The following is an 18580-nucleotide window of genomic DNA, read 5'->3' on the forward strand; positions in this document are numbered from 1 at the left end:
CTCGCAGCGTTTTGACCCGTCGGGGGCGGCGCGGGTAGTGTTGCGGTTTGTTATGCGTATTGGCTTCGTCGTTCTCACGGCGAAGGGCCCTTACGCAGGTTCCCTGGAGCAGTTACCAGTGGCTCGCATACGGGCAGTGTTCCCGGCAGTGCAGGCCCCAGCTGCATGATCGCTTCAGGTGTGTCTGGACTCCATCCACTGAAGAAGCGAAGGCTACGAAGTGCGTACGTACAGCCCCAAGCCCGGCGATGTCACTCGCCAGTGGCACATCATCGACGCTCAGGACGTTGTCCTGGGCCGTCTGGCGACGACGGCTGCGAACCTCCTGCGAGGCAAGCACAAGCCCGTCTACGCCCCCCACATGGACATGGGCGACTTCGTCATCATCATCAACGCTGACAAGGTCCACCTGTCCGGCAACAAGAAGACCCAGAAGCTGGCGTACCGCCACTCCGGCTTCCCGGGTGGTCTCCGCTCCGTCCGTTACGACGAGCTGCTGGAGAAGAACCCCGAGAAGGCCGTCGAGAAGGCCATCAAGGGCATGATCCCCAAGAACACCCTGGGCCGTCAGATGCTCTCGAAGCTGAAGGTCTACGCGGGCGAGAACCACCCGCACGCTGCCCAGCAGCCGGTCCCGTTCGAGATCACCCAGGTCGCGCAGTAGTTCCGGCCACACCCCCTAAGAACGAAAGAAATCTGAGGAGAATCGTGGCCGAGACCACTGTTGAGAACCCCATCGAGGGCGAGGAGACCTACGCCGAGGTCACCACCTTCGAGTCCGAGGTCCCCGTCGAGGGCGAGTACACCTCGGAGTCCCTGGCGTCGCGCTTCGGTGACCCGCAGCCGGCCGCCGGCCTGGGTCGTCGCAAGAACGCCATCGCCCGCGTCCGGATCGTTCCGGGCACCGGCAAGTGGAAGATCAACGGGCGTACGCTCGAGGACTACTTCCCGAACAAGGTCCACCAGCAGGAAGTCAACGAGCCCTTCAAGGTGCTCGAGCTCGACAACCGCTACGACGTCATCGCCCGCATCGCGGGTGGCGGTGTCTCCGGCCAGGCCGGCGCCCTGCGCCTCGGTGTGGCCCGTGCGCTGAACGAGGCGGATGTCGAGAACAACCGCCCGGCGCTGAAGAAGGCCGGCTTCCTCTCCCGCGACGACCGTGCGGTCGAGCGCAAGAAGGCCGGTCTCAAGAAGGCCCGTAAGGCCCCGCAGTACAGCAAGCGTTAATCGCCTGCTCGGTCTGCTTTGCACGTACGCCCCGGCGGCACTGCCCGTGCTGCCGGGGCGTACGTCTTTTCCTCCCCCTGGGCCTTTTCTGGGCAGCTCTGGCGTAATAACGGGCATCACGTGCTCAGGGGATCGCACTTTCGGAGCAGTTTCGGAGGACAGCTGTGGGACGACTCTTCGGCACGGACGGCGTGCGCGGTGTTGCCAACGCGGATCTGACGGCAGAGCTGGCGCTCGGCCTGTCGGTCGCCGCGGCGCATGTGCTCGGCGAGGCGGGGACCTTCGAGGGCCATCGGCCGACCGCGGTGGTCGGGCGTGACCCGCGAGCGTCGGGAGAGTTCCTGGAGGCCGCCGTCGTGGCGGGTCTCGCGAGCGCGGGCGTGGACGTCCTGCGCGTCGGCGTGCTCCCCACCCCCGCCGTGGCGTATCTCACCGGAGCGCTCGGCGCCGACCTCGGTGTGATGCTCTCCGCCAGCCACAACGCGATGCCCGACAACGGCATCAAGTTCTTCGCCCGCGGCGGTCACAAGCTCGCCGACGAGCTGGAGGACCGGATCGAGTCCGTCTACGAGGAGCACCGCACCGGCGCCCCGTGGGAGCGGCCGACCGGCTCCGGCGTCGGTCGGGTCCGTGACTACGACGAGGGCTTCGACAAGTACGTCGCCCACCTCATCGCCGTCCTGCCGAACCGGCTCGACGGGCTGAAGGTCGTCCTCGACGAGGCGCACGGCGCCGCCTCGCACGTCTCGCCCGAGGCGTTCTCCCGGGCCGGCGCCCAGGTCGTCACGATCGGCGCGGCCCCGGACGGCCTCAACATCAACGACGGGTGCGGCTCCACCCACCTCGGCCTGCTCAAGGCCGCCGTCGTCGAGCACGGCGCGGACCTCGGCATCGCCCACGACGGCGACGCGGACCGCTGCCTCGCCGTCGACGCGGCCGGCAACGAGATCGACGGCGACCAGATCCTCGCCGTGCTCGCCCTCGCCATGCGCGAGGCCGGGACGCTGCGCGGCGACACCGTTGTCGCGACCGTGATGTCCAACCTCGGCTTCAAGCTGGCGATGGAGCGCGAGGGGCTCCAGCTGGTGCAGACGGCGGTCGGCGACCGGTACGTCCTGGAGTCCATGAAGGAGCACGGCTACGCGCTGGGCGGCGAGCAGTCCGGGCACGTCATCGTGCTCGACCACGCCACCACCGGCGACGGCACGCTGACCGGCCTGATGCTGGCGGCGCGCGTCGCGGCCACCGGCAAGTCGCTCGCGGAGCTGGCCTCCGTCATGGAGCGGCTGCCGCAGGTCCTCATCAACGTGCCCGACGTGGACAAGTCCCGCGTGAAGACCTCCGGCGAGCTGGCCGCGGCGGTCGGCGACGCCGAGCGCGAACTGGGCTCCACCGGCCGGGTGCTGCTCCGCCCCTCGGGCACCGAGCCGCTCGTACGGGTGATGGTCGAGGCCGCCGACATCGAGCAGGCGCGGGCCGTGGCCGGCCGCCTGGCCGACGTGGTGAAGTCCGCGCTCGGCTAGATCGCGGCAGTCGGTCGGTACCGGGCTAGTACTTCCGTGGCGCACCCGGCGGACGGATCATCCGTCCCCGCTGGGTGCGCCACAGCATTTTCCAGCCGAGGAGCGTCAGGACGCCGGCGACGACGATGCCGCCCAGGTTGAGCAGCAACTGCTCGGCTGAACCCCACATCTGGGCCACGTCCCCGTAGCTGAGGGCCACGGCGGCGTTCGCGGCCGCCGGGACGGTCGTCACCGAGATCGCCACGCCGACCAGCACGCCCGCCTTCGACGAGGTCATCGAGACCACTCCGGCCACGCCCGCGAGCACCGCCACGACGAACGAGAACGGGTCGGGCTGGAAGATGAAGCCGGTGTTCGGGCGCGGCGCGTCGAGCATGCCCTCCTCGAACAGGTCGAGGGCGTCCATCACCAGGCTGAACAGGGTCGTCGCCACGATCGCCGCGGCGAATCCGACCAGCAGGGCGATCAGCGAGCGCCAGGCTTCCTTCGGCGCGCGCCGCACCAGGCCCATGCTGATCCCGGCGAGCGGGCCGAATTCCGGGCCGACCGCCATGGCCCCCACGATCAGGATCGCGTTGTCCAGGACCACACCGCAGGCCGCGATCATCGTGGCCACGATCATCAGGGCCGCGTAGGTGATGGTGAGGGTGGACTCCTCCTGGGAGGTCTCCGTGAGCTGCTCCCAGATCACCGCGTCCGCCGCCTCGCCCGGTGCCTCCTCCTCCGCCTTGTCGGCGCGGTCGGAGAGCGACAGGTCGATGTTCTCGACGGCGATCGAGCCCACCCTGTCGATGCCCAACTCCCGCAATCCGTGAAGGAGTTCGTCGCCGGCCTCGCGCGCCACGTCGACGAGGACGATGTCGCCGCCGGGATCGCGGGCGACGCCTTCGAGCACCGCGAGATGGGTGGTCCCCACGGTCGTGTCGATCAGCTCGAGAACGGCGTCCGTGCGGACGGACGGGGTGATGATCCGCAGATGCAGCATGGCCGCACCTTAACGGGGTCACAGCTTCCGCAGGGACAGCTTCTGCACCTTGTGGTCCGGCCCCTTGCGGACGACGAGGGTCGCCCGGCCGCGCGTCGGGGCCACGTTCTCCAGCAGGTTCACCTTGTTGATGGTCCGCCACATCGTGCGGGCGTAGTCCAGGGCCTCCTCCTCGGAGACCTGGGTGTACTTCTGGAAGTACGAGAACGGGTTCTGGAACGCGGTCTCGCGCAGGCGGCGGAATCGGTTCAGATACCAGCGCTCGATGTCCTCGGGCCGCGCGTCCACGTACACCGAGAAGTCGAAGTAGTCGGCGAGACCGACCCGGGTCCGGCCGTCCTTTCCGGGCAGCGCCGGCTGGAGGACGTTGAGCCCCTCGACGATCAGGATGTCGGGGCGGCGCACCACGAGCCGCTCGCCGGGCACGATGTCGTAGATCAGGTGGGAGTAGACCGGGGCGGTGACCTCTTCCTTGCCGGCCTTGATGTCGGCGACGAACCGGGTCAGCGCCCGGCGGTCGTACGACTCCGGGAAGCCCTTGCGGGACATCAGCCCGCGCACCTTCAGCTCCTCCATCGGGTAGAGGAAGCCGTCGGTGGTGACCAGCTCCACCCGCGGGTGCTCCGGCCAGCGCGCGAGCAGCGCCTGGAGGAGGCGGGCCACGGTGGACTTGCCGACGGCGACCGAGCCGGCGACCCCTATGACGAACGGCGTGCCGCGCTGCTCCGCCCGCTCCCCGAGGAAGGTGTTGAGCGCGCCGCGCAGGCCGCTGGTGGCCTGCACGTAGAGATTGAGCAGCCGGGACAGCGGCAGATAGATGTCCCGCACCTCGTCGAGGTCGATGACGTCCCCGAGCCCCCGCAGCCGCTCCACCTCGTCGGCGGAGAGCGGCAACGGCGTCTTGTCGCGCAGCGCGCTCCACTCGGCCCGGGTGAGGTCGACGTACGGCGTGGCCTCGGGGCCCCGTCGGGGCGCGGCTCCATTGCCGTTGCCGTTGGCGCTTCGTGGCGGCGAAGTGATCACCCCGCCATTGTCGTGGGTCGGGGGCGGTTGTGGGGGGTGGGGTGGGTCACGCGGGGGCGGGTGCACGGGAGGCCCGTGCCGAGGGCAGGAGGCGGGTTGACCAGGGACGCGGACGCGCGGAGACTGTGTATACAGAGCATGTATGCGTCGTAGGTATACGCCCGGGCAGAGTCCCCTCGATACCACACCCCCGGTACGGGGTGGTCCTAGGATCCCGGTCCGTGCTGCCCTTCGTGGTCACTCTCATCGGGCACGACTGGATCGCGTTGCTCTTCGGCGTCGAGCCGGACACCGGGAGAGGAGCCCTCGAGTGGCTCCTCGTGGCCGTCATGGCCCTGGCCACCGTCCTGTGTGCCCTCGGCGCGCGGATGGAATGGCGCCGAACCCACCCGGTCGCGCACACGCCTCGCGCGAGGCGGCCGGACGAGGCGGGAGGAGGAGACCGCCATGCCTGAAGGTCCCGAGGACGTCAGGACGCTCATCCAGCGCTCCCGGCTGAGCTTCGTCGGCACGATCACACAACTCGGCCACGCGCGGCTGACGGACGTACCGGTCGACGAACGGACGGCCGTGGTCCAGGTGGACACGGTGCTGCACGCGCCCGACGCCTTCCAGAAGCTCGCGGGCAGCGAGGTCACCATCCAGCTGTCGGGCGACCTGGACCCACCCGCCGTCGGCGACGCCGCCGCGTTCTTCACCGACGGGATGGTCTACGGCGAAGGCCTCGCCGTTACGGAGGTCGGGCGGCTGCCTGCCGACACCGTCCAGGAGAACATCTCGATGGTGGCCAGGACGGCCGACGCGATGCCCTTCTCGGCGCTGCAACGCGACATCGCGGACGAGGACATGGTCACGCACGCAGCCGAGGCGGACGCCGTCGTGGTGGGCGTGGTCGTGGGCCTCGAGCAGATGGCCGCCGACCAGCCCTCCGAGCACGACCCCGACTGGTGGCGCGCCCGTATCGAGGTGTCCGCCGTCGAGCAGGGGCAGGTCGAGCCCGGGCCGGTCGACGTGCTGTACCCCAACAGCCTCGACTTCCGCTGGTACAAGGCGCCGAAGCCCAAGGCGTCGCAGGAGGGGATGTGGATCCTGCACGCCACCGAGGGCGCGCTGCGGGAGTGGGCGCCCTTCCAGATCCTCCATGCCGGTGACCACCAGCCGGTGCAGAAGGTCGACACGCTGCAAGCCGCTCGGAGGTGAGGGGACATGCCCGCACTGAAGGTCGTCAACATCACGCCCGTCGCGCTCAGCGGCGACAGGACCCAGGACGGCGAACCCAGCCTCGCGGTCAACCCGGAGCACCCCACCGACATGATCGCGACCGCGTTCACGCCCGACCCCATGGGAGGTCCGCTCGCCCCGGTCTACGTCTCCGCCAACGGCGGGGACACCTGGGTGCTGCGCAGCATCGTGCCGGGCGGCACCCCGGGCCTGGGCACGGGTGACATCTCGGTCAGCTTCGCCTCCACGGGGGGCGCCCTGTACGCGGGCATCCTCAACGGCCAGGCCGCTGTGGAAAGCATCCTCCGCATGCAGGTCCTGCGCTCCCCCGGGATCTCCTCGACCACGCCGATGCAGGTGCTCGTATCCCGGGACGAGGAGGACCAGCCGTGGGTCGTGGCCGGGAGCGTGAGCGTGAACGGCACCGTCCGGGACCGCGTCTACGTCGCCAACAACGACTTCGGGCAGGGAACCGACCGGACCGCGACCGTGGACGTCTCGGGCAACGCCCGGACGGCACCGCCGCCGGCCAACTTCAAGCGCCACTCGATCGAACAGCGCGCGACCACGGGCCAGGACGGGCCGCCGGTACGGGTGGCCCTGCATCCCGCCGGTACGGTGTACGCGGTGTTCCAGAGCTGGCAGAACAGGTCGGGCCCGAACGTCTTCTTCGACGTCGTGGTCACGCGGGACGACAACGGCGCCGTCGGGGCGAACCCGTTCGAGCACCTCAAGGACGCCCAGGACTCCACCCCCGGCCAACGGGTCGCCACCCAGCGCTTCGTGAAGTTCGGCGCGACGATGGGGCAGGAGCGCCTCGGCGGTGACCTGTCGATCGCGGTGGACCCCACGAACCCCGGGAGCGTCTGGATCGCCTGGTGCGACCGGGTCGGCGGGCTGACGGGCACGGACTACACCCTGCACGTGCGTCACTCCACCGACCACGGCCAGACCTGGTCCACCGACCTGCGCACCATCACCGATGCCAAGAATCCGGCGCTCGCGGTGAACACCGACTCCCTGCTCGGGCTGGCCAGCCAGCGGTTCACGCAGGGGCAGTGGGTGACGGTGCTGGAGCTGACGGACGACGACTGGCAGACAACGCCGGAGCGGCACAAGCTGCACCAGGCCCCGGCGAACGTCCCCGCGCGACAGGGCCTGCCGTACCTGGGCGACTACATGCGACTGCTCACGGTCGACCGGGACTTCTACGGGGTGTTCTCGGGCAACAACACGCCAGACCCGGCCAACTTCCCCGAGGGCGTGACCTACCAGCGCCACGCCGACTTCGTCAGCCACCAGCTGCTCGACCTCGACAACGTCACGCGCGTGCCCCCGTCCATTGACCCGTTCTTCTACCACCGGGCCGCCTGACCCGGGCGGGGGCGAGCCGCCACGGCGAGCTGCCGCATCATGACACCACCAGCAGGACCCGGTGGTGGTCGGCCGTGGTGGCGGTCTACTACCGCACGAACGTGCAGGTCGTCATTGGTGGTTGCCGCGGCGCGGCCCGTGCCCGGAGAGACCGCATTACAACAAGATCCTTCGCGCTCGCCGCATATCAGACCAGCCACAAATCCCGCCCTGACCTGCCCAATCACAACCTTCTGCAACACGCTTCAGGCGAGAGCAGTGAGGCAGAACTGGACGAGTCCGGCGTCGACGTCGAGGACGATCTTCTTCATCTCCGACCACGGCGGGCGGAACTCCATCCCCCATTCGACGGTGAAAGCCAGGATCCTGTCGTCGCCCGGCTCGACGATGTGGCGCGCGAACATGTAGTCGTCGCTGGTGCCGCAGGTCGGGTAGAGGTCGAAAGCGGGCTTCGGAGTGTAGATCTTGCCGCGTACGCCCTTGAGCGCCTTGCAGAACTGCTCGGCGAGCACGGTGGAGTCGTCGGCGTCCACCTTTGGGATGAACTCACCGTAGAGCTGGTCGTTCTTCATTCCGCGCTTGCCGTTGAAGGCGGAGTTCTGGAAGGTCCTGGTCGGATCGTTCGACTGGTTGTCGTCGTCACCCCAGACGTAGAGCATGGTCTGGGTGTAGCTGTGCACGTCGACGTACCAGCGGGTGCGCGGGAAGTGGTCGATCAGCCAGCGGACGTTGCGCGTCTCGGGCTCCGAGAAGGGCTCGGGGCCCTGGTACGTCTGGTTCGGGTCGGCCGGGTCGTTCGAGACGCGGACCGGGGCGAGCGGGTGGAAGGCGGTCTCGAAGTCGAAGAGGAAGTCGAAGTTGCGGTTGATGTCGACGCCGATCGAGTCCGGGTCCCCGCCGGACTGGGCCGGGTTGCGGTTGCGCCGCCAGTCCGCTTCGACGGTCTGGCTGTAGCGCCGGCCGTCGGGATTGACGAGCGGGAAGACCACGACGTCGAGCTCCTCGAGGATCGTGCGCACCTGGGCGGAGGTGAACTGCGTGCCCCCGTACGCCAGGCCCGTACCGCCGGCCTGCGCGTGCAGCAGGTCGGCCGCGAAGTTGACGAGGATCTCGCAGCTGCCCCACTCCCGGGCGTGCAGGCCGCCGGTGAGGACGATGGCGTCCTTGGGCTCTCGGAGCTTGGTGCCGATCCGCAGGGCGTGACAGGTCCGGCCCTCCACGGAGGGCTCGGGCAGCTCGATGAGGCCGCTCGTGTCCTGGAACGCAGTGGCCAGGCTGGTCACGCCGGACTCGACCTCGACGATGTTCATGTAGGGCATGGCGTCCCTCCTACGTGTCGTTCACCTTGAGGCCGAGTCCCTGCGGAACCTCGTACTCCGGAGCGAACCTGTCCCCCTCGCCGACCTCGGCCTGGCGGGCCCGCCCAACGGCGGTGGCGTCCTCGACGACCGTGACCGTCACGCCCTCGCGTTCGAGGGCCTCGGCCTTGTCGGGGGTGACGTAGGCGTCGATGGTGCAGCTGCCGTCCTCGGCCTGGCGGACCCGCCCGCCCACGTCGGGGTGGGCTTCGCGCAGGAGGGTGCGCAGGGTGTCGGGGTCCCTGGCGGTGACCCGGACGCGCAGAATCGTGTACTCGTTGGACATCACACGGCCTCCCTCGGGCGCCGTCGGGCTCACATCGGGGAGCAGGGCCAGAGCCGGCATCAGGGTGTCGGGGCCGTTATCACCCACGGCGCGAAAACGTACGCATATGCGGGTACGTATCGATACGCCCGATGTGTACCTCGTATCCTCAGCGTGCGCTTCCGCCGTAGAAAGCGTCAAGGGGCGCCTCGGGCATCCGGCTCAGGAGGCTGTCGAGGCCCGCGATCAGCTCCTGCTCGTCGTCGTACTCGGCGAGCTGCGGGACGAGCGCACGCAGTCTGGGGTACTGGGAGGCGGGCAGTCGGTGCAGGCCCAGGCGGAGCATGAGGTCGGGCTCGTCGGGGTTGTCGACGACCTGGCGCTTGTCGACGAGGAGGCAGCCGAGGTTCCAGGCCGCGAAGGCGCGGTAGATCGTCAGTGCGGTGGTGTCGTCGAAGCCGGCCCGGGCGAGCACGGAAAGGATGTGCTCCGTGAGTTGGAGCATCGGTGCGGGGCGCCGGGCCACCGGGACGGAGAGCGGCCGAGTGGCCACCACGGGCAGAAGCTCCGGGTGGGCGTGCACCACCGCGGCGAAGGCGCGGGCGATTCGGCGCAGCTCCACCCGCCAGGCGGACACGTCGGCCGGACCCGCGGACTCCTCGACCGAGGTGCGCAGCCGGTCGTTGACCTCGGCGAAGAAGGCCTCGACCAGGCCGTCGAGCAGGGCCTCCTTGCCGGCGGTGTACCGGTAGATGGCCATGGGCTCCACTCCCAGGTCGGTGGCCAGGCGCCGCATGGTCAGCGCAGCCAGGCCCTCCTGGTCGACCAGGGCGACGGCCGCGGCGAGCACCAGCGGGCGGCTCAGGCGCCCGCGCTTCTCCGGGGTGTCCGGATCATTCATGCCCCGACCTCCGGAAATAAGGATACGAAGTACACTTCGTATACCATTGTACTAAATATCCCCATGTCGCAGACCGCCGGTGGGCGACGGATGTCAGGGTGCGTGTCGCCCTGGTGATCCACATCCCGGCACTCCTACAGACCACGGACCATGCGCGTGCCATCTTCAGAGAGGTGGCTCCCCCGCTGCTGCTCCAGGAGGCGGAGCGCCGGCTGGCCCACCGCATCAAGCGGCAGGAAATCCTCTACCGGCCTCGGCCCCTTCCGTACACGGCGCTGATCCACGAGGCCGCGCTGCGCATGGGTTTCGGGGGTCCGGAAGTCGCCCGTGCACAGTTGGAGCACATCACCGAGATCCGGCCCGCCTCCTCCGCGGTGTGAGGAGGGGCGCGAAGTGCCCACGTATCAGTGGAGGAAGTCCTCCTACAGTCCCGACGGCTCCAACTGTGTCTGCGTCGCCCTCGCGCCCGACGGGACGGTGCGGCTCCGTGACAGCAAGGTGCCCGCGGTCGTGGTCCCCGCGAGTCCTGGTGCCCTGCGGGTGTTCCTCGAGGCCGTGGGAGCGGGAGCGTTGCGACCACGTACCGGTTGAAAATTCCGTGATCATCGGACCGTCGCGCGCATAGGGTGCTCACAGATTCGCCTGCCCGAGATGAGAGTTGAACCATGAGAACCGTCGCCCTTCGCCGTACCGCCGTCGCTGCCACCGCCGCCTCGCTCGCGCTGCTCGTCACCGCCTGTGGTGGGGACGGGAAGGGCGAGGACAAGGGGAAGGACGCGCCCAAGGCCTCCGCTTCCGCTTCTGCCGCGCCCGATGCCAAGGCGCTGTCCGTCGCGGAGCTCGAGAAGCTGATCGTCGAGCAGGCCGATCTCAAGGGCCACCAGGTGCAGAAGGCCAAGCCCACCGACGTGGTGAAGTCCAGTGACGTCACCACCGACAAGGCCGACTGCAAGCCGATCGCGGATGCCATGTCGTTCATCGCCACCGGCAACCCGGCCGCCAGCGTGCAGCGCAAGGCCATCGAGGTGCCGAAGACGGAGGGTCCGTCGGCCTCGCCCGAGGAGGCTCTGGGGGCGCTGGCTGCTCCGGTGTCGGCCATCACGCTGGGGTCGTACGACGGGAGCGGCGCGCAGGACGCGTTCGCCTCGCTGAAGAAGGCCGGGGCGGAGTGCGCGGGCGGCTTCACGCTCACCGGTGGCGGCGAGGAGACGAAGATCGGCAAGGTCGCTCCGGAGACCGTGACCGCCGGTGAGGAGGCCGTGGCCTTCACCGTCACCACCGACATGGACGGCAAGCCGTTCATCAGCAAGGTCGTGGCCTTCCGCAAGGGCAACACGCTGGCCTCCTTCTCCGTCATCAGCCTCGCCGGCGAGGTCAAGGAGCTGCCGAAGGCCGTCATCGACGCGCAGGCCGCCAAGCTCGGCTGAGTCCGGGCCACGGGCCGGGTTCGGTCGTAGGCTGCCGCCATGTGCGGAATCGTGGGATACGTCGGCGGGCAGTCGGCGCTTGATGTGGTGATCGCGGGCCTCAAGCGGCTCGAGTACCGGGGCTACGACTCGGCCGGCGTCGCGGTGCTCTCCGACGGGGGAATGGCCGCGGCGAAGAAGGCGGGCAAGCTCGTCAATCTGGAGAAGGAGCTGGTGGACCGGCCGCTGTCGAGCGGGTCCACCGGCATCGGACACACCCGCTGGGCCACCCACGGCGGGCCGACCGACGTCAACGCGCACCCGCACCTCGACAACGCGGGGCGCGTGGCCGTCGTCCACAACGGGATCATCGAGAACTTCGCCGCCCTGCGCGCCGAGCTGGAAGAGCGCGGCCACGTCCTCGCGTCCGAGACGGACACCGAGGTCGTGGCCCATCTGCTCGCCGAGGAGTTCTCCTCCTGCGGCGACCTGGCCGAGGCCATGCGGCTGGTGTGCCGTCGGCTCGACGGGGCCTTCACGCTGGTCGCCGTGCACGCGGACGAGCCGGACGTCGTGGTCGGGGCCCGACGGAACTCGCCCCTCGTGGTGGGCGTCGGCGAGGGAGAGTTCTTCCTCGCCTCCGATGTCGCCGCGTTCATCGCGCACACCCGGTCCGCGATCGAACTGGGCCAGGACCAGGTCGTGAAGCTCTCCCGCGAGGGCGTCGAGGTCACCGACTTCAGCGGTGTCCCCGCCGACGTACGGGCGTACCACGTGGACTGGGACGCCTCGGCCGCCGAGAAGGGCGGCTACGACTACTTCATGCTCAAGGAGATCGCCGAACAGCCCAAGGCGGTCGCCGACACCCTCCTCGGGCGGATCGACGCCGAGGGGCGTCTGACGCTCGACGAGGTACGCATCCCGGACGCGGTGCTGCGCGAGGCCGACAAGATCGTCATCATCGCGTGCGGGACGGCCTTCCACGCCGGGATGATCGCCAAGTACGCCATCGAGCACTGGACCAGGATCCCGTGCGAGGTGGAGCTGGCGAGCGAGTTCCGCTACCGCGATCCGATCCTCGGTCAGCGGACGCTGGTCATCGCGATCTCGCAGTCCGGCGAGACGATGGACACCCTGATGGCGCTGCGGCACGCGCGCGAGCAGGGCGCGAAGGTGCTGGCCGTGTGCAATACGAACGGTTCGACCATTCCGCGGGAGTCCGATGCCGTTCTCTACACGCACGCGGGGCCGGAGGTCGCCGTCGCGTCCACGAAGGCATTCCTGACCCAGTTGGTCGCCTGCTACCTGCTGGCGCTGTACCTGGGACAGGTACGCGGGACGAAGTGGGGCGACGAGATCCACGCGGTGATCCGGGAGCTCTCCCGGATCGCCGACGAGGTCGAGCGCGTCCTGGAGACGATGGAGCCGGTGCGCGCGCTGGCCCGTTCGCTCGCCGACAAGGACACGGTGCTCTTCCTCGGCCGGCACGTCGGCTACCCCGTGGCCCTGGAGGGCGCGCTGAAGCTGAAGGAACTCGCGTACATGCACGCCGAGGGCTTCGCGGCCGGCGAGCTGAAGCACGGGCCGATCGCGCTCATCGAGGAGGACCTGCCGGTGGTGGTGGTCGTGCCCTCGCCGCGCGGGCGGTCCGTCCTGCACGACAAGATCGTGTCGAACATCCAGGAGATCCGGGCACGCGGGGCGCGGACGATCGTCATCGCGGAGGAGGGCGACGAGGCGGTCGTCCCGTACGCCGACCATCTCATCCGTATCCCGGCAACGCCTACGCTGCTCCAGCCGCTGGTCTCCACCGTGCCGCTGCAGGTCTTCGCCTGTGAACTGGCGACGGCGCGCGGCAACGAGGTGGACCAGCCGCGGAACCTGGCGAAATCCGTGACCGTGGAGTGAACGAATGATCATTGGGGTGGGGATCGACGTGGCGGAGATCGACCGCTTCGCCGCGTCGATCGAACGGACGCCGGGGCTGCTCACGCGTCTCTTCGTCGAGCGGGAGCTGCTGCTCCCGAGCGGTGAACGACGCGGCACCGCCTCCCTCGCGGTGCGGTTCGCGGCGAAGGAGGCGGTGGCCAAGGCGCTCGGCGCGCCGGGTGGACTCCACTGGACGGACGCGGAGGTGTACGTCGAGGACACCGGCCAGCCCCGACTGAGGGTGCGGGGCACGGTGGCGGCGCGCGCCGCGGACCTGGGTGTTCGGCACTGGCATGTGTCGCTGAGCCATGACGCGGGGGTGGCCTCGGCCGTGGTGATCGCGGAGGGGTAGCGGAGCGGTGCCGGTGGCGTCGGTCGGTGAGGAGGCGTCAGCCTCCGCCTCCCGGCGGCGGCTTGAGGTGTGCGGCAGACTGCGGGACATGCGTACCGCTTACCGCGTGGAGACCGTACGGGCCGCCGAGGCCGCACTGATGGCGACGCTGCCCGAGGACGCGCTCATGCAACGGGCGGCGGCGGGGCTCGCCGCCGCCTGCTTCTCGCTCCTCGGCCGCGGGCATGTGTACGGGGCGAGGGTCGTGCTGCTCGTCGGCAGCGGCGACAACGGGGGCGACGCGCTCTACGCGGGGGCGCGGCTCGCGCGGCGCGGGGCGGGTGTGACGGCCGTCCTGCTGGGGTCGCGTGCCCACGAGCGCGGTCTTGCGGCTCTGCGGGCGGCCGGCGGGCGGGTGGCGGAGGACCCGTACGAGGCGCTCGCCGTGGCCGATCTCGTCCTGGACGGGATCACCGGCATCGGCGGGCGTGGCGGACTGCGGCCGGACGCGGTCCCGGTCGCGCGGGCGGCGCGCGGCTCGGACGCGGTCGTGGTCGCCGTCGACCTGCCGAGCGGTGTGGACGCGGACTCGGGCGAGGTGGTGGGGGAGGCGCTGCGGGCGGACGCGACGGTGACGTTCGGGGCGTACAAGCCGGGGCTGTTGATCGACCCGGCGCGGGAGTACGCGGGGGCGCTGCGGCTCGTGGACATCGGCCTCGGGGACTTCCTGCCGTCCGTGCCGGAGCTCCAGGCGCTCCAACACGAGGACGTGGCACGGATGTTGCCTTCGCCGGGCGCGGAGAGCGACAAGTACCGGCGGGGTGTGGTGGGGGTCGTCGCCGGGTCCGCGCGCTACCCGGGCGCGGCGGTGCTCGCGGTGTCGGGGGCGCTGCGGGGCGGGGCGGGAGCGGTGCGGTACGTGGGGCCGGCGGGGGACGCGGTGATCGCGAGCTTCCCAGAGACGCTGGTGCATGCGGGGCCGCCGGGGAAGGCGGGGCGGGTGCAGGCGTGGGTGGTCGGGCCGGGGCTGGGTGACGGGCCGGGGGTCGCGGACGTCCTGGCCTCGGACGTGCCGGTTCTGGTGGACGCGGACGGGCTGCGGGCCCTGGAGGCGTCGGTGGTACGGGAGCGGGCGGCGCCGACGCTGCTGACCCCGCACGCGGGGGAGGCGGCGGCGCTGCTCGGTGTCTCCCGGGAGTCGGTGGAGTCGGAACGCCTGGCGGCGGTACGGGAGCTGGCGGGGCGGTACGGGGCGACGGTGCTGTTGAAGGGCTCGACGACGCTTGTGGCGGAGGCGGGGGGTTCGGGTCCGGTACGGGTGAACCCGACGGGCACGTCGTGGCTGGCGACGGCGGGGAGCGGGGACGTGCTGTCGGGCCTGGCGGGGTCGCTGCTGGCGGCGGGGCTGCGGGCCCTGGACGCGGGGTCGGTGGCGGCATACCTGCACGGGCTGGCGGCGCGGCGGGCGTCGGGGGGCGCGCCGGTCGCGGCGGGGGATGTGGCGTCGGCGTTGCGGGGCGCGTGGCGCGACGTGACGTCGTAGGGCGTTGAGCCCCCACCCGACGTCGTGGGACGGGGGTTGCCCCGGCCCCTCACGGCCCCCCGGCCCATCACGGCCCCCCGGCCCCCCACGGCCCCCACCCCCGGTTGGGCGAACCCGTTGGACCAGGCGTGGGGTTGGGCGGGCGGGGTGGGGTGGGGGCGGGTTGGCTGGGTGGGTGATCAGATGGACCGCGCCCTCTCGTGCCGTGACGCTGCCGCTTCTGCTCGTGGCCGCAATCGCCCTTCCGCTTGCCCCCGCGCCTGCGCTCGCGCTCGCCGAGCCCGTGTCCCCCGCCGCCGCCGACTCCGCGCCCCCGGCCATCGCCGACTCCGCGTCCCCGGCCTCCGCCGAGCCCGCCCCCGCCGACCCCGACCCCCTCGTTCCCGGGGTCGCCGGGGCCGGGAAGGCCGAGTACCCCATGGATACGCCCGACCAGGTGTTGCCGCCGCTTCGCGAGGTGGGGGAGGGGGTTCCCGTGCCCGAGCCCGAGGAGGTCGTCGACGAGCTGGTCGAGTATCTGCCGCGCAGCGCTCTCGCCGCCGCCTGCACCACCCAGACCGGGTCCCATCAGCGGCGCGTCGAGCAGTTGCTCAAGCTCAAGGTCGACGGCAGGCAGTCCGCCGCCGACTGCAAGGTCATCCGCGCGTTTCAGGTACGCGAGAAGATCAAGCCCGCCCTCGGCTACGCCGGCCCCGTCACCTGGGCCCGCGCCGAGCTTCTCGCCGCCCGCGCCAACCCCAACGCCGCCGGGAAGTGCCCGGTCAAGACGTACACCGTCGTCTGCGTCGACCTGAACCGCGAGCTCCTGTGGGTACAGAAAGGCAGGAAGGTCACCTTCGGGGTGGTCAACATGCGCAGCGGGCGCCCCGGCTACCGCACCCGCACCGGCTGGAAGACGATCTACTGGCGCAACAAGAACCACTGGTCGTCCATCTACAAGACCCCCATGCCCTACGCCCAGTTCTTCGACGGCGGGCAGGCCTTCCACGCCGTCTACGGCCAGCTCGCCACGCCCACCGGCAGTCGCGGCTGCGTGAATCTCAGCCACGCCCACGCCAAGAAACTCTGGGACCTCCTGCGCAAGGGTGACCGGGTCTACATCTGGGGAAAGCGGCCCGGGAGCTGACACCTGAGAGACTGGGCGCGATGACTGAGACACCGCCGCCCCGCAGAGCCCGCGCCGAGATCGACCTCGGTGCGCTGCGTGCGAACGTCCGCACGCTGCGCGCCCGCGTCGCGCCCCACGTCCAGGTGATGGCCGTGGTCAAGGCGGACGCGTACGGACATGGCGCGATCCGTTGCGCCCGCGCCGCCCTCGACGCGGGCGCCGACTGGCTCGGTACCGCGACCCCGCACGAGGCGCTCGCCCTGCGCGCCGCCGGGATCACGGACGCGCGGATCCTGTGCTGGCTCTGGACCCCCGGCGACCCCTGGGCCGAGGGCATCGAGGCCGGTCTCGACATGGCCGTCAGCGGGATGTGGGCCCTGAGCGAGGTCGTCCAGGCCGCCAGAGAGACCGGGAAGCCGGCCCGTATCCAGCTCAAGGCCGACACCGGACTCGGGCGCAACGGCTGCCAGCCCGCCGACTGGCCCGAACTCGTCGGCGAGGCCCTCAAGGCCGAGAAGGACGGACTCGTCACCGTCACCGGACTCTGGTCGCACTTCGCCTGCGCCGACGAGCCCGGCCACCCCTCCATCGCCTCCCAGCTCGACGTCTTCCGCACGATGCTCGACTACGCCGAGAAGGCCGGTGTCGAGCCCGAGGTCCGGCACATCGCCAACTCCCCGGCCACCCTCACCCTGCCCGAGGCCCACTTCGACCTGGTCCGGCCCGGCATCGCCATGTACGGCGTCTCGCCCAGCCCCGAGCTCGGTACGCCCGGAGACTTCGGGCTGCGGCCCGTGATGTCCCTGATCGGCAGTGTCGCCCTCGTCAAGCAGGTACCGGGCGGGCACGGCGTCAGTTACGGGCACCACTACGTCACCGAGGGCGAGACCACCCTCGGGCTGATCCCGCTCGGGTACGCCGACGGCGTCCCGCGCCACGCCTCGGGCCGCGGCCCCGTTCTGGTCGGCGACCGGGTCCGCCGGGTGGCCGGGCGGGTCGCCATGGACCAGTTCGTCGTCGATCTCGGCGGGGACGAGCCCGAACCGGGTACGGAAGCGGTGCTCTTCGGGCCCGGCGACCGGGGTGAGCCCACCGCCCAGGACTGGGCCGAGGCCGCCGACACCATCGCGTACGAGATCGTCACCCGCATCGGGGCACGCGTCCCGCGCGTCTATGTGAACGGCTGAGCACCGACCGAACAGGGGAGCGGCAGTGAGCGAGTCCAGCACCGACAACTGGCGGCGAGCCGGGTTCGCCGGCGCCGCGATAGGCGTGCTCGCCGCCGGTGCGGCGGCCGGCGTCGCCATCGAGCGGCTCACGGTCGGGCGCGGTATGCGACAGAGGGCACGGCTCGCCCTCGACGCCTCCGGCCCCTACGGCTCCCTGCGCGGCACCTCCGGCAAGGCGCTCGCCGACGACGGCACCGAGCTGTACTACGAGATCGACGAGGTCGAGTCGGACGCGCCCGCCCCCCGTCGCCGGCGGCTCTTCGGCCGCAAGGCGCCCGCGCCCGTCACCGTCGTCTTCAGCCACGGCTACTGCCTCGGCCAGGACTCCTGGCACTTCCAGCGGGCGGCGCTGCGCGGCCTGGTCCGCACCGTCCACTGGGACCAGCGCAGTCACGGACGCTCGGCCCGCGGGGTCGCCCAGTCCGGGCCGGACGGCGTGCCCGTCTCCATCGACCAGCTGGGCCGCGACCTCAAGGCCGTCATCGACGCGGCGGCGCCCGAGGGGCCGCTGGTCCTCGTCGGACACTCGATGGGCGGCATGACGATCATGGCGCTCGCCGACCGCTACCCGGAGCTCGTCCGCGAGCGTGTCGTCGGTGCGGCCTTCGTCGGCACCTCGGCCGGCAGGCTCGGCGAGGTCAACTACGGGCTGCCGGTCGCCGGGGTCAACGCCGTGCGGCGCGTCCTGCCGGGCGTGCTCAAGGCGCTCGGTTCGCAGGCGGAGCTCGTCGAGCGGGGCCGCCGGGCCACGGCCGACCTGTTCGCCGGGCTGATCAAGAAGTACTCCTTCTCGTCCAGGGACGTGGACCCGGCGGTCGCCCGGTTCGCGGAGCGGATGATCGAGTCGACGCCGATCGACGTGGTCGCGGAGTTCTACCCGGCCTTCGCCGAGCACGACAAGGCGGCGGCGCTCGAGGTCTTCCGCGAGATCCCGGTGCTCGCCCTCGCGGGTGACCGCGATCTCGTCACCCCCAGCGCGCACACCGAGGCCATCGCCGACCTGCTGCCGGAAGCGGAGCTGGTCATCGTGGACGACGGCGGCCATCTGGTGATGCTGGAGCACCCCGAGGTGGTGACGGACCGGCTCGCCGACCTGCTCGCGAAGGTCGGAGCGGTGCCCGCGGCGGCGGCGAAGGCGGGTTCCGGCAGCAGTTAGG

At 70.7% G+C, this 18580-nt stretch carries 19 protein-coding genes and 1 pseudogene; 15 read left to right on the forward strand and 5 right to left on the reverse strand.

From position 1 onward, the window contains the following. The first annotated feature begins 220 nt into the window (after nt 1–220). The 3 genes from rplM to glmM all read left to right on the forward strand — a co-directional run bounded on the left by rplM (nt 221) and on the right by glmM (nt 2750). Nucleotides 221–664: a 50S ribosomal protein L13 gene (gene rplM, locus ACFV9D_RS14300; protein WP_260229383.1), complete on the forward strand. Its 444-nt coding sequence runs from the start codon at nt 221–223 to the stop codon at nt 662–664. Nucleotides 665–708: 44 nt separating this feature from the next. After that, the gene (rpsI, locus tag ACFV9D_RS14305) at nt 709–1227 is read left to right on the forward strand and encodes a 30S ribosomal protein S9 (protein ID WP_315891611.1); all 519 of its coding nucleotides are present in this window, start codon (nt 709–711) and stop codon (nt 1225–1227) included. A gap of 164 nt (nt 1228–1391) precedes the next feature. Next, nucleotides 1392–2750 carry a phosphoglucosamine mutase gene (glmM, locus tag ACFV9D_RS14310; protein WP_385145159.1) on the forward strand — a complete coding sequence of 453 codons (1359 nt, stop codon included), beginning with the start codon at nt 1392–1394 and terminating at the stop codon, nt 2748–2750. Between the two features lie 25 nt (nt 2751–2775). Here the strand turns inward: glmM and ACFV9D_RS14315 are convergent, their stop codons facing one another. After that, nucleotides 2776–3735, reverse strand: coding sequence for a DUF389 domain-containing protein (locus ACFV9D_RS14315; protein ID WP_385145161.1), 960 nt, complete (start codon nt 3733–3735; stop codon nt 2776–2778). 18 nt (nt 3736–3753) lie between these two features. Continuing rightward, nucleotides 3754–4758, reverse strand: a complete 1005-nt coding sequence (coaA, locus tag ACFV9D_RS14320; RefSeq protein ID WP_385145163.1) for a type I pantothenate kinase — start codon at nt 4756–4758, stop codon at nt 3754–3756. 221 nt (nt 4759–4979) lie between these two features. Between coaA and ACFV9D_RS14325 the strand changes: the two genes are divergently transcribed. Genes ACFV9D_RS14325 through ACFV9D_RS14335 form a run of 3 tightly spaced genes read left to right on the forward strand, consistent with a single transcriptional unit; the run spans nt 4980 to nt 7353 of the window. After that, nucleotides 4980–5213, forward strand: coding sequence for a hypothetical protein (locus ACFV9D_RS14325; RefSeq protein WP_385145165.1), 234 nt, complete (start codon nt 4980–4982; stop codon nt 5211–5213). Further along, nucleotides 5206–5958, forward strand: a complete 753-nt coding sequence (locus ACFV9D_RS14330; RefSeq protein WP_385145167.1) for a hypothetical protein — start codon at nt 5206–5208, stop codon at nt 5956–5958. The genes ACFV9D_RS14325 and ACFV9D_RS14330 overlap by 8 nt, the downstream gene beginning before the upstream one ends. 6 nt (nt 5959–5964) lie before the next feature. Then, entirely contained in the window at nt 5965–7353 is a 1389-nt protein-coding gene (locus tag ACFV9D_RS14335) for a sialidase family protein (RefSeq protein ID WP_385145169.1), read from the forward strand. 245 nt (nt 7354–7598) lie between these two features. On the opposite strand, the gene ACFV9D_RS14340 is transcribed toward ACFV9D_RS14335, so the two are convergent. The 3 genes from ACFV9D_RS14340 to ACFV9D_RS14350 form a co-directional block, all read right to left on the reverse strand. Beyond that, a complete protein-coding gene (locus ACFV9D_RS14340) occupies nt 7599–8672 on the reverse strand; it encodes a M14 family metallopeptidase (RefSeq protein WP_385145171.1) in 1074 nt (357 codons plus the stop codon). A 10-nt stretch (nt 8673–8682) separates the two neighbouring features. Further along, a complete protein-coding gene (locus ACFV9D_RS14345; protein ID WP_385145173.1) occupies nt 8683–9084 on the reverse strand; it encodes a hypothetical protein in 402 nt (133 codons plus the stop codon). 61 nt (nt 9085–9145) lie between these two features. Beyond that, nucleotides 9146–9877, reverse strand: a complete 732-nt coding sequence (locus ACFV9D_RS14350) for a TetR/AcrR family transcriptional regulator (RefSeq protein WP_385145175.1) — start codon at nt 9875–9877, stop codon at nt 9146–9148. A gap of 98 nt (nt 9878–9975) precedes the next feature. Between ACFV9D_RS14350 and ACFV9D_RS14355 the strand changes: the two are divergent. The 9 genes and pseudogenes from ACFV9D_RS14355 to ACFV9D_RS14395 all read left to right on the forward strand — a co-directional run. After that, nucleotides 9976–10233: pseudogene (locus ACFV9D_RS14355) on the forward strand (Scr1 family TA system antitoxin-like transcriptional regulator); the annotation flags it as partial. Between the two features lie 37 nt (nt 10234–10270). Continuing rightward, a complete protein-coding gene (locus tag ACFV9D_RS14360; protein ID WP_385145177.1) occupies nt 10271–10468 on the forward strand; it encodes a DUF397 domain-containing protein in 198 nt (65 codons plus the stop codon). Nucleotides 10469–10542: 74 nt separating this feature from the next. Further along, the gene (locus tag ACFV9D_RS14365) at nt 10543–11304 is read left to right on the forward strand and encodes a hypothetical protein (RefSeq protein WP_385145179.1); all 762 of its coding nucleotides are present in this window, start codon (nt 10543–10545) and stop codon (nt 11302–11304) included. Between the two features lie 39 nt (nt 11305–11343). Continuing rightward, nucleotides 11344–13191 carry a glutamine--fructose-6-phosphate transaminase (isomerizing) gene (gene glmS / locus ACFV9D_RS14370; RefSeq protein ID WP_385145181.1) on the forward strand — a complete coding sequence of 616 codons (1848 nt, stop codon included), beginning with the start codon at nt 11344–11346 and terminating at the stop codon, nt 13189–13191. Nucleotides 13192–13195: 4 nt separating this feature from the next. After that, entirely contained in the window at nt 13196–13564 is a 369-nt protein-coding gene (locus ACFV9D_RS14375) for a holo-ACP synthase (protein WP_385145183.1), read from the forward strand. Nucleotides 13565–13652: 88 nt separating this feature from the next. Continuing rightward, the gene (locus ACFV9D_RS14380; RefSeq protein ID WP_385145185.1) at nt 13653–15086 is read left to right on the forward strand and encodes an NAD(P)H-hydrate dehydratase; all 1434 of its coding nucleotides are present in this window, start codon (nt 13653–13655) and stop codon (nt 15084–15086) included. A 205-nt stretch (nt 15087–15291) separates the two neighbouring features. Further along, nucleotides 15292–16212, forward strand: a complete 921-nt coding sequence (locus ACFV9D_RS14385) for a L,D-transpeptidase (RefSeq protein ID WP_385145187.1) — start codon at nt 15292–15294, stop codon at nt 16210–16212. 20 nt (nt 16213–16232) lie between these two features. Further along, entirely contained in the window at nt 16233–17381 is a 1149-nt protein-coding gene (gene alr, locus ACFV9D_RS14390; protein ID WP_385145189.1) for an alanine racemase, read from the forward strand. 25 nt (nt 17382–17406) lie between these two features. Beyond that, nucleotides 17407–18579 carry an alpha/beta fold hydrolase gene (locus ACFV9D_RS14395; RefSeq protein ID WP_385145191.1) on the forward strand — a complete coding sequence of 391 codons (1173 nt, stop codon included), beginning with the start codon at nt 17407–17409 and terminating at the stop codon, nt 18577–18579. Nucleotide 18580 lies beyond the last annotated feature (1 nt).

It is taken from the genome of Streptomyces sp. NPDC059875 (assembly GCF_042731085.1).
Classification (GTDB): Bacteria; Actinomycetota; Actinomycetes; order Streptomycetales; family Streptomycetaceae; genus Streptomyces.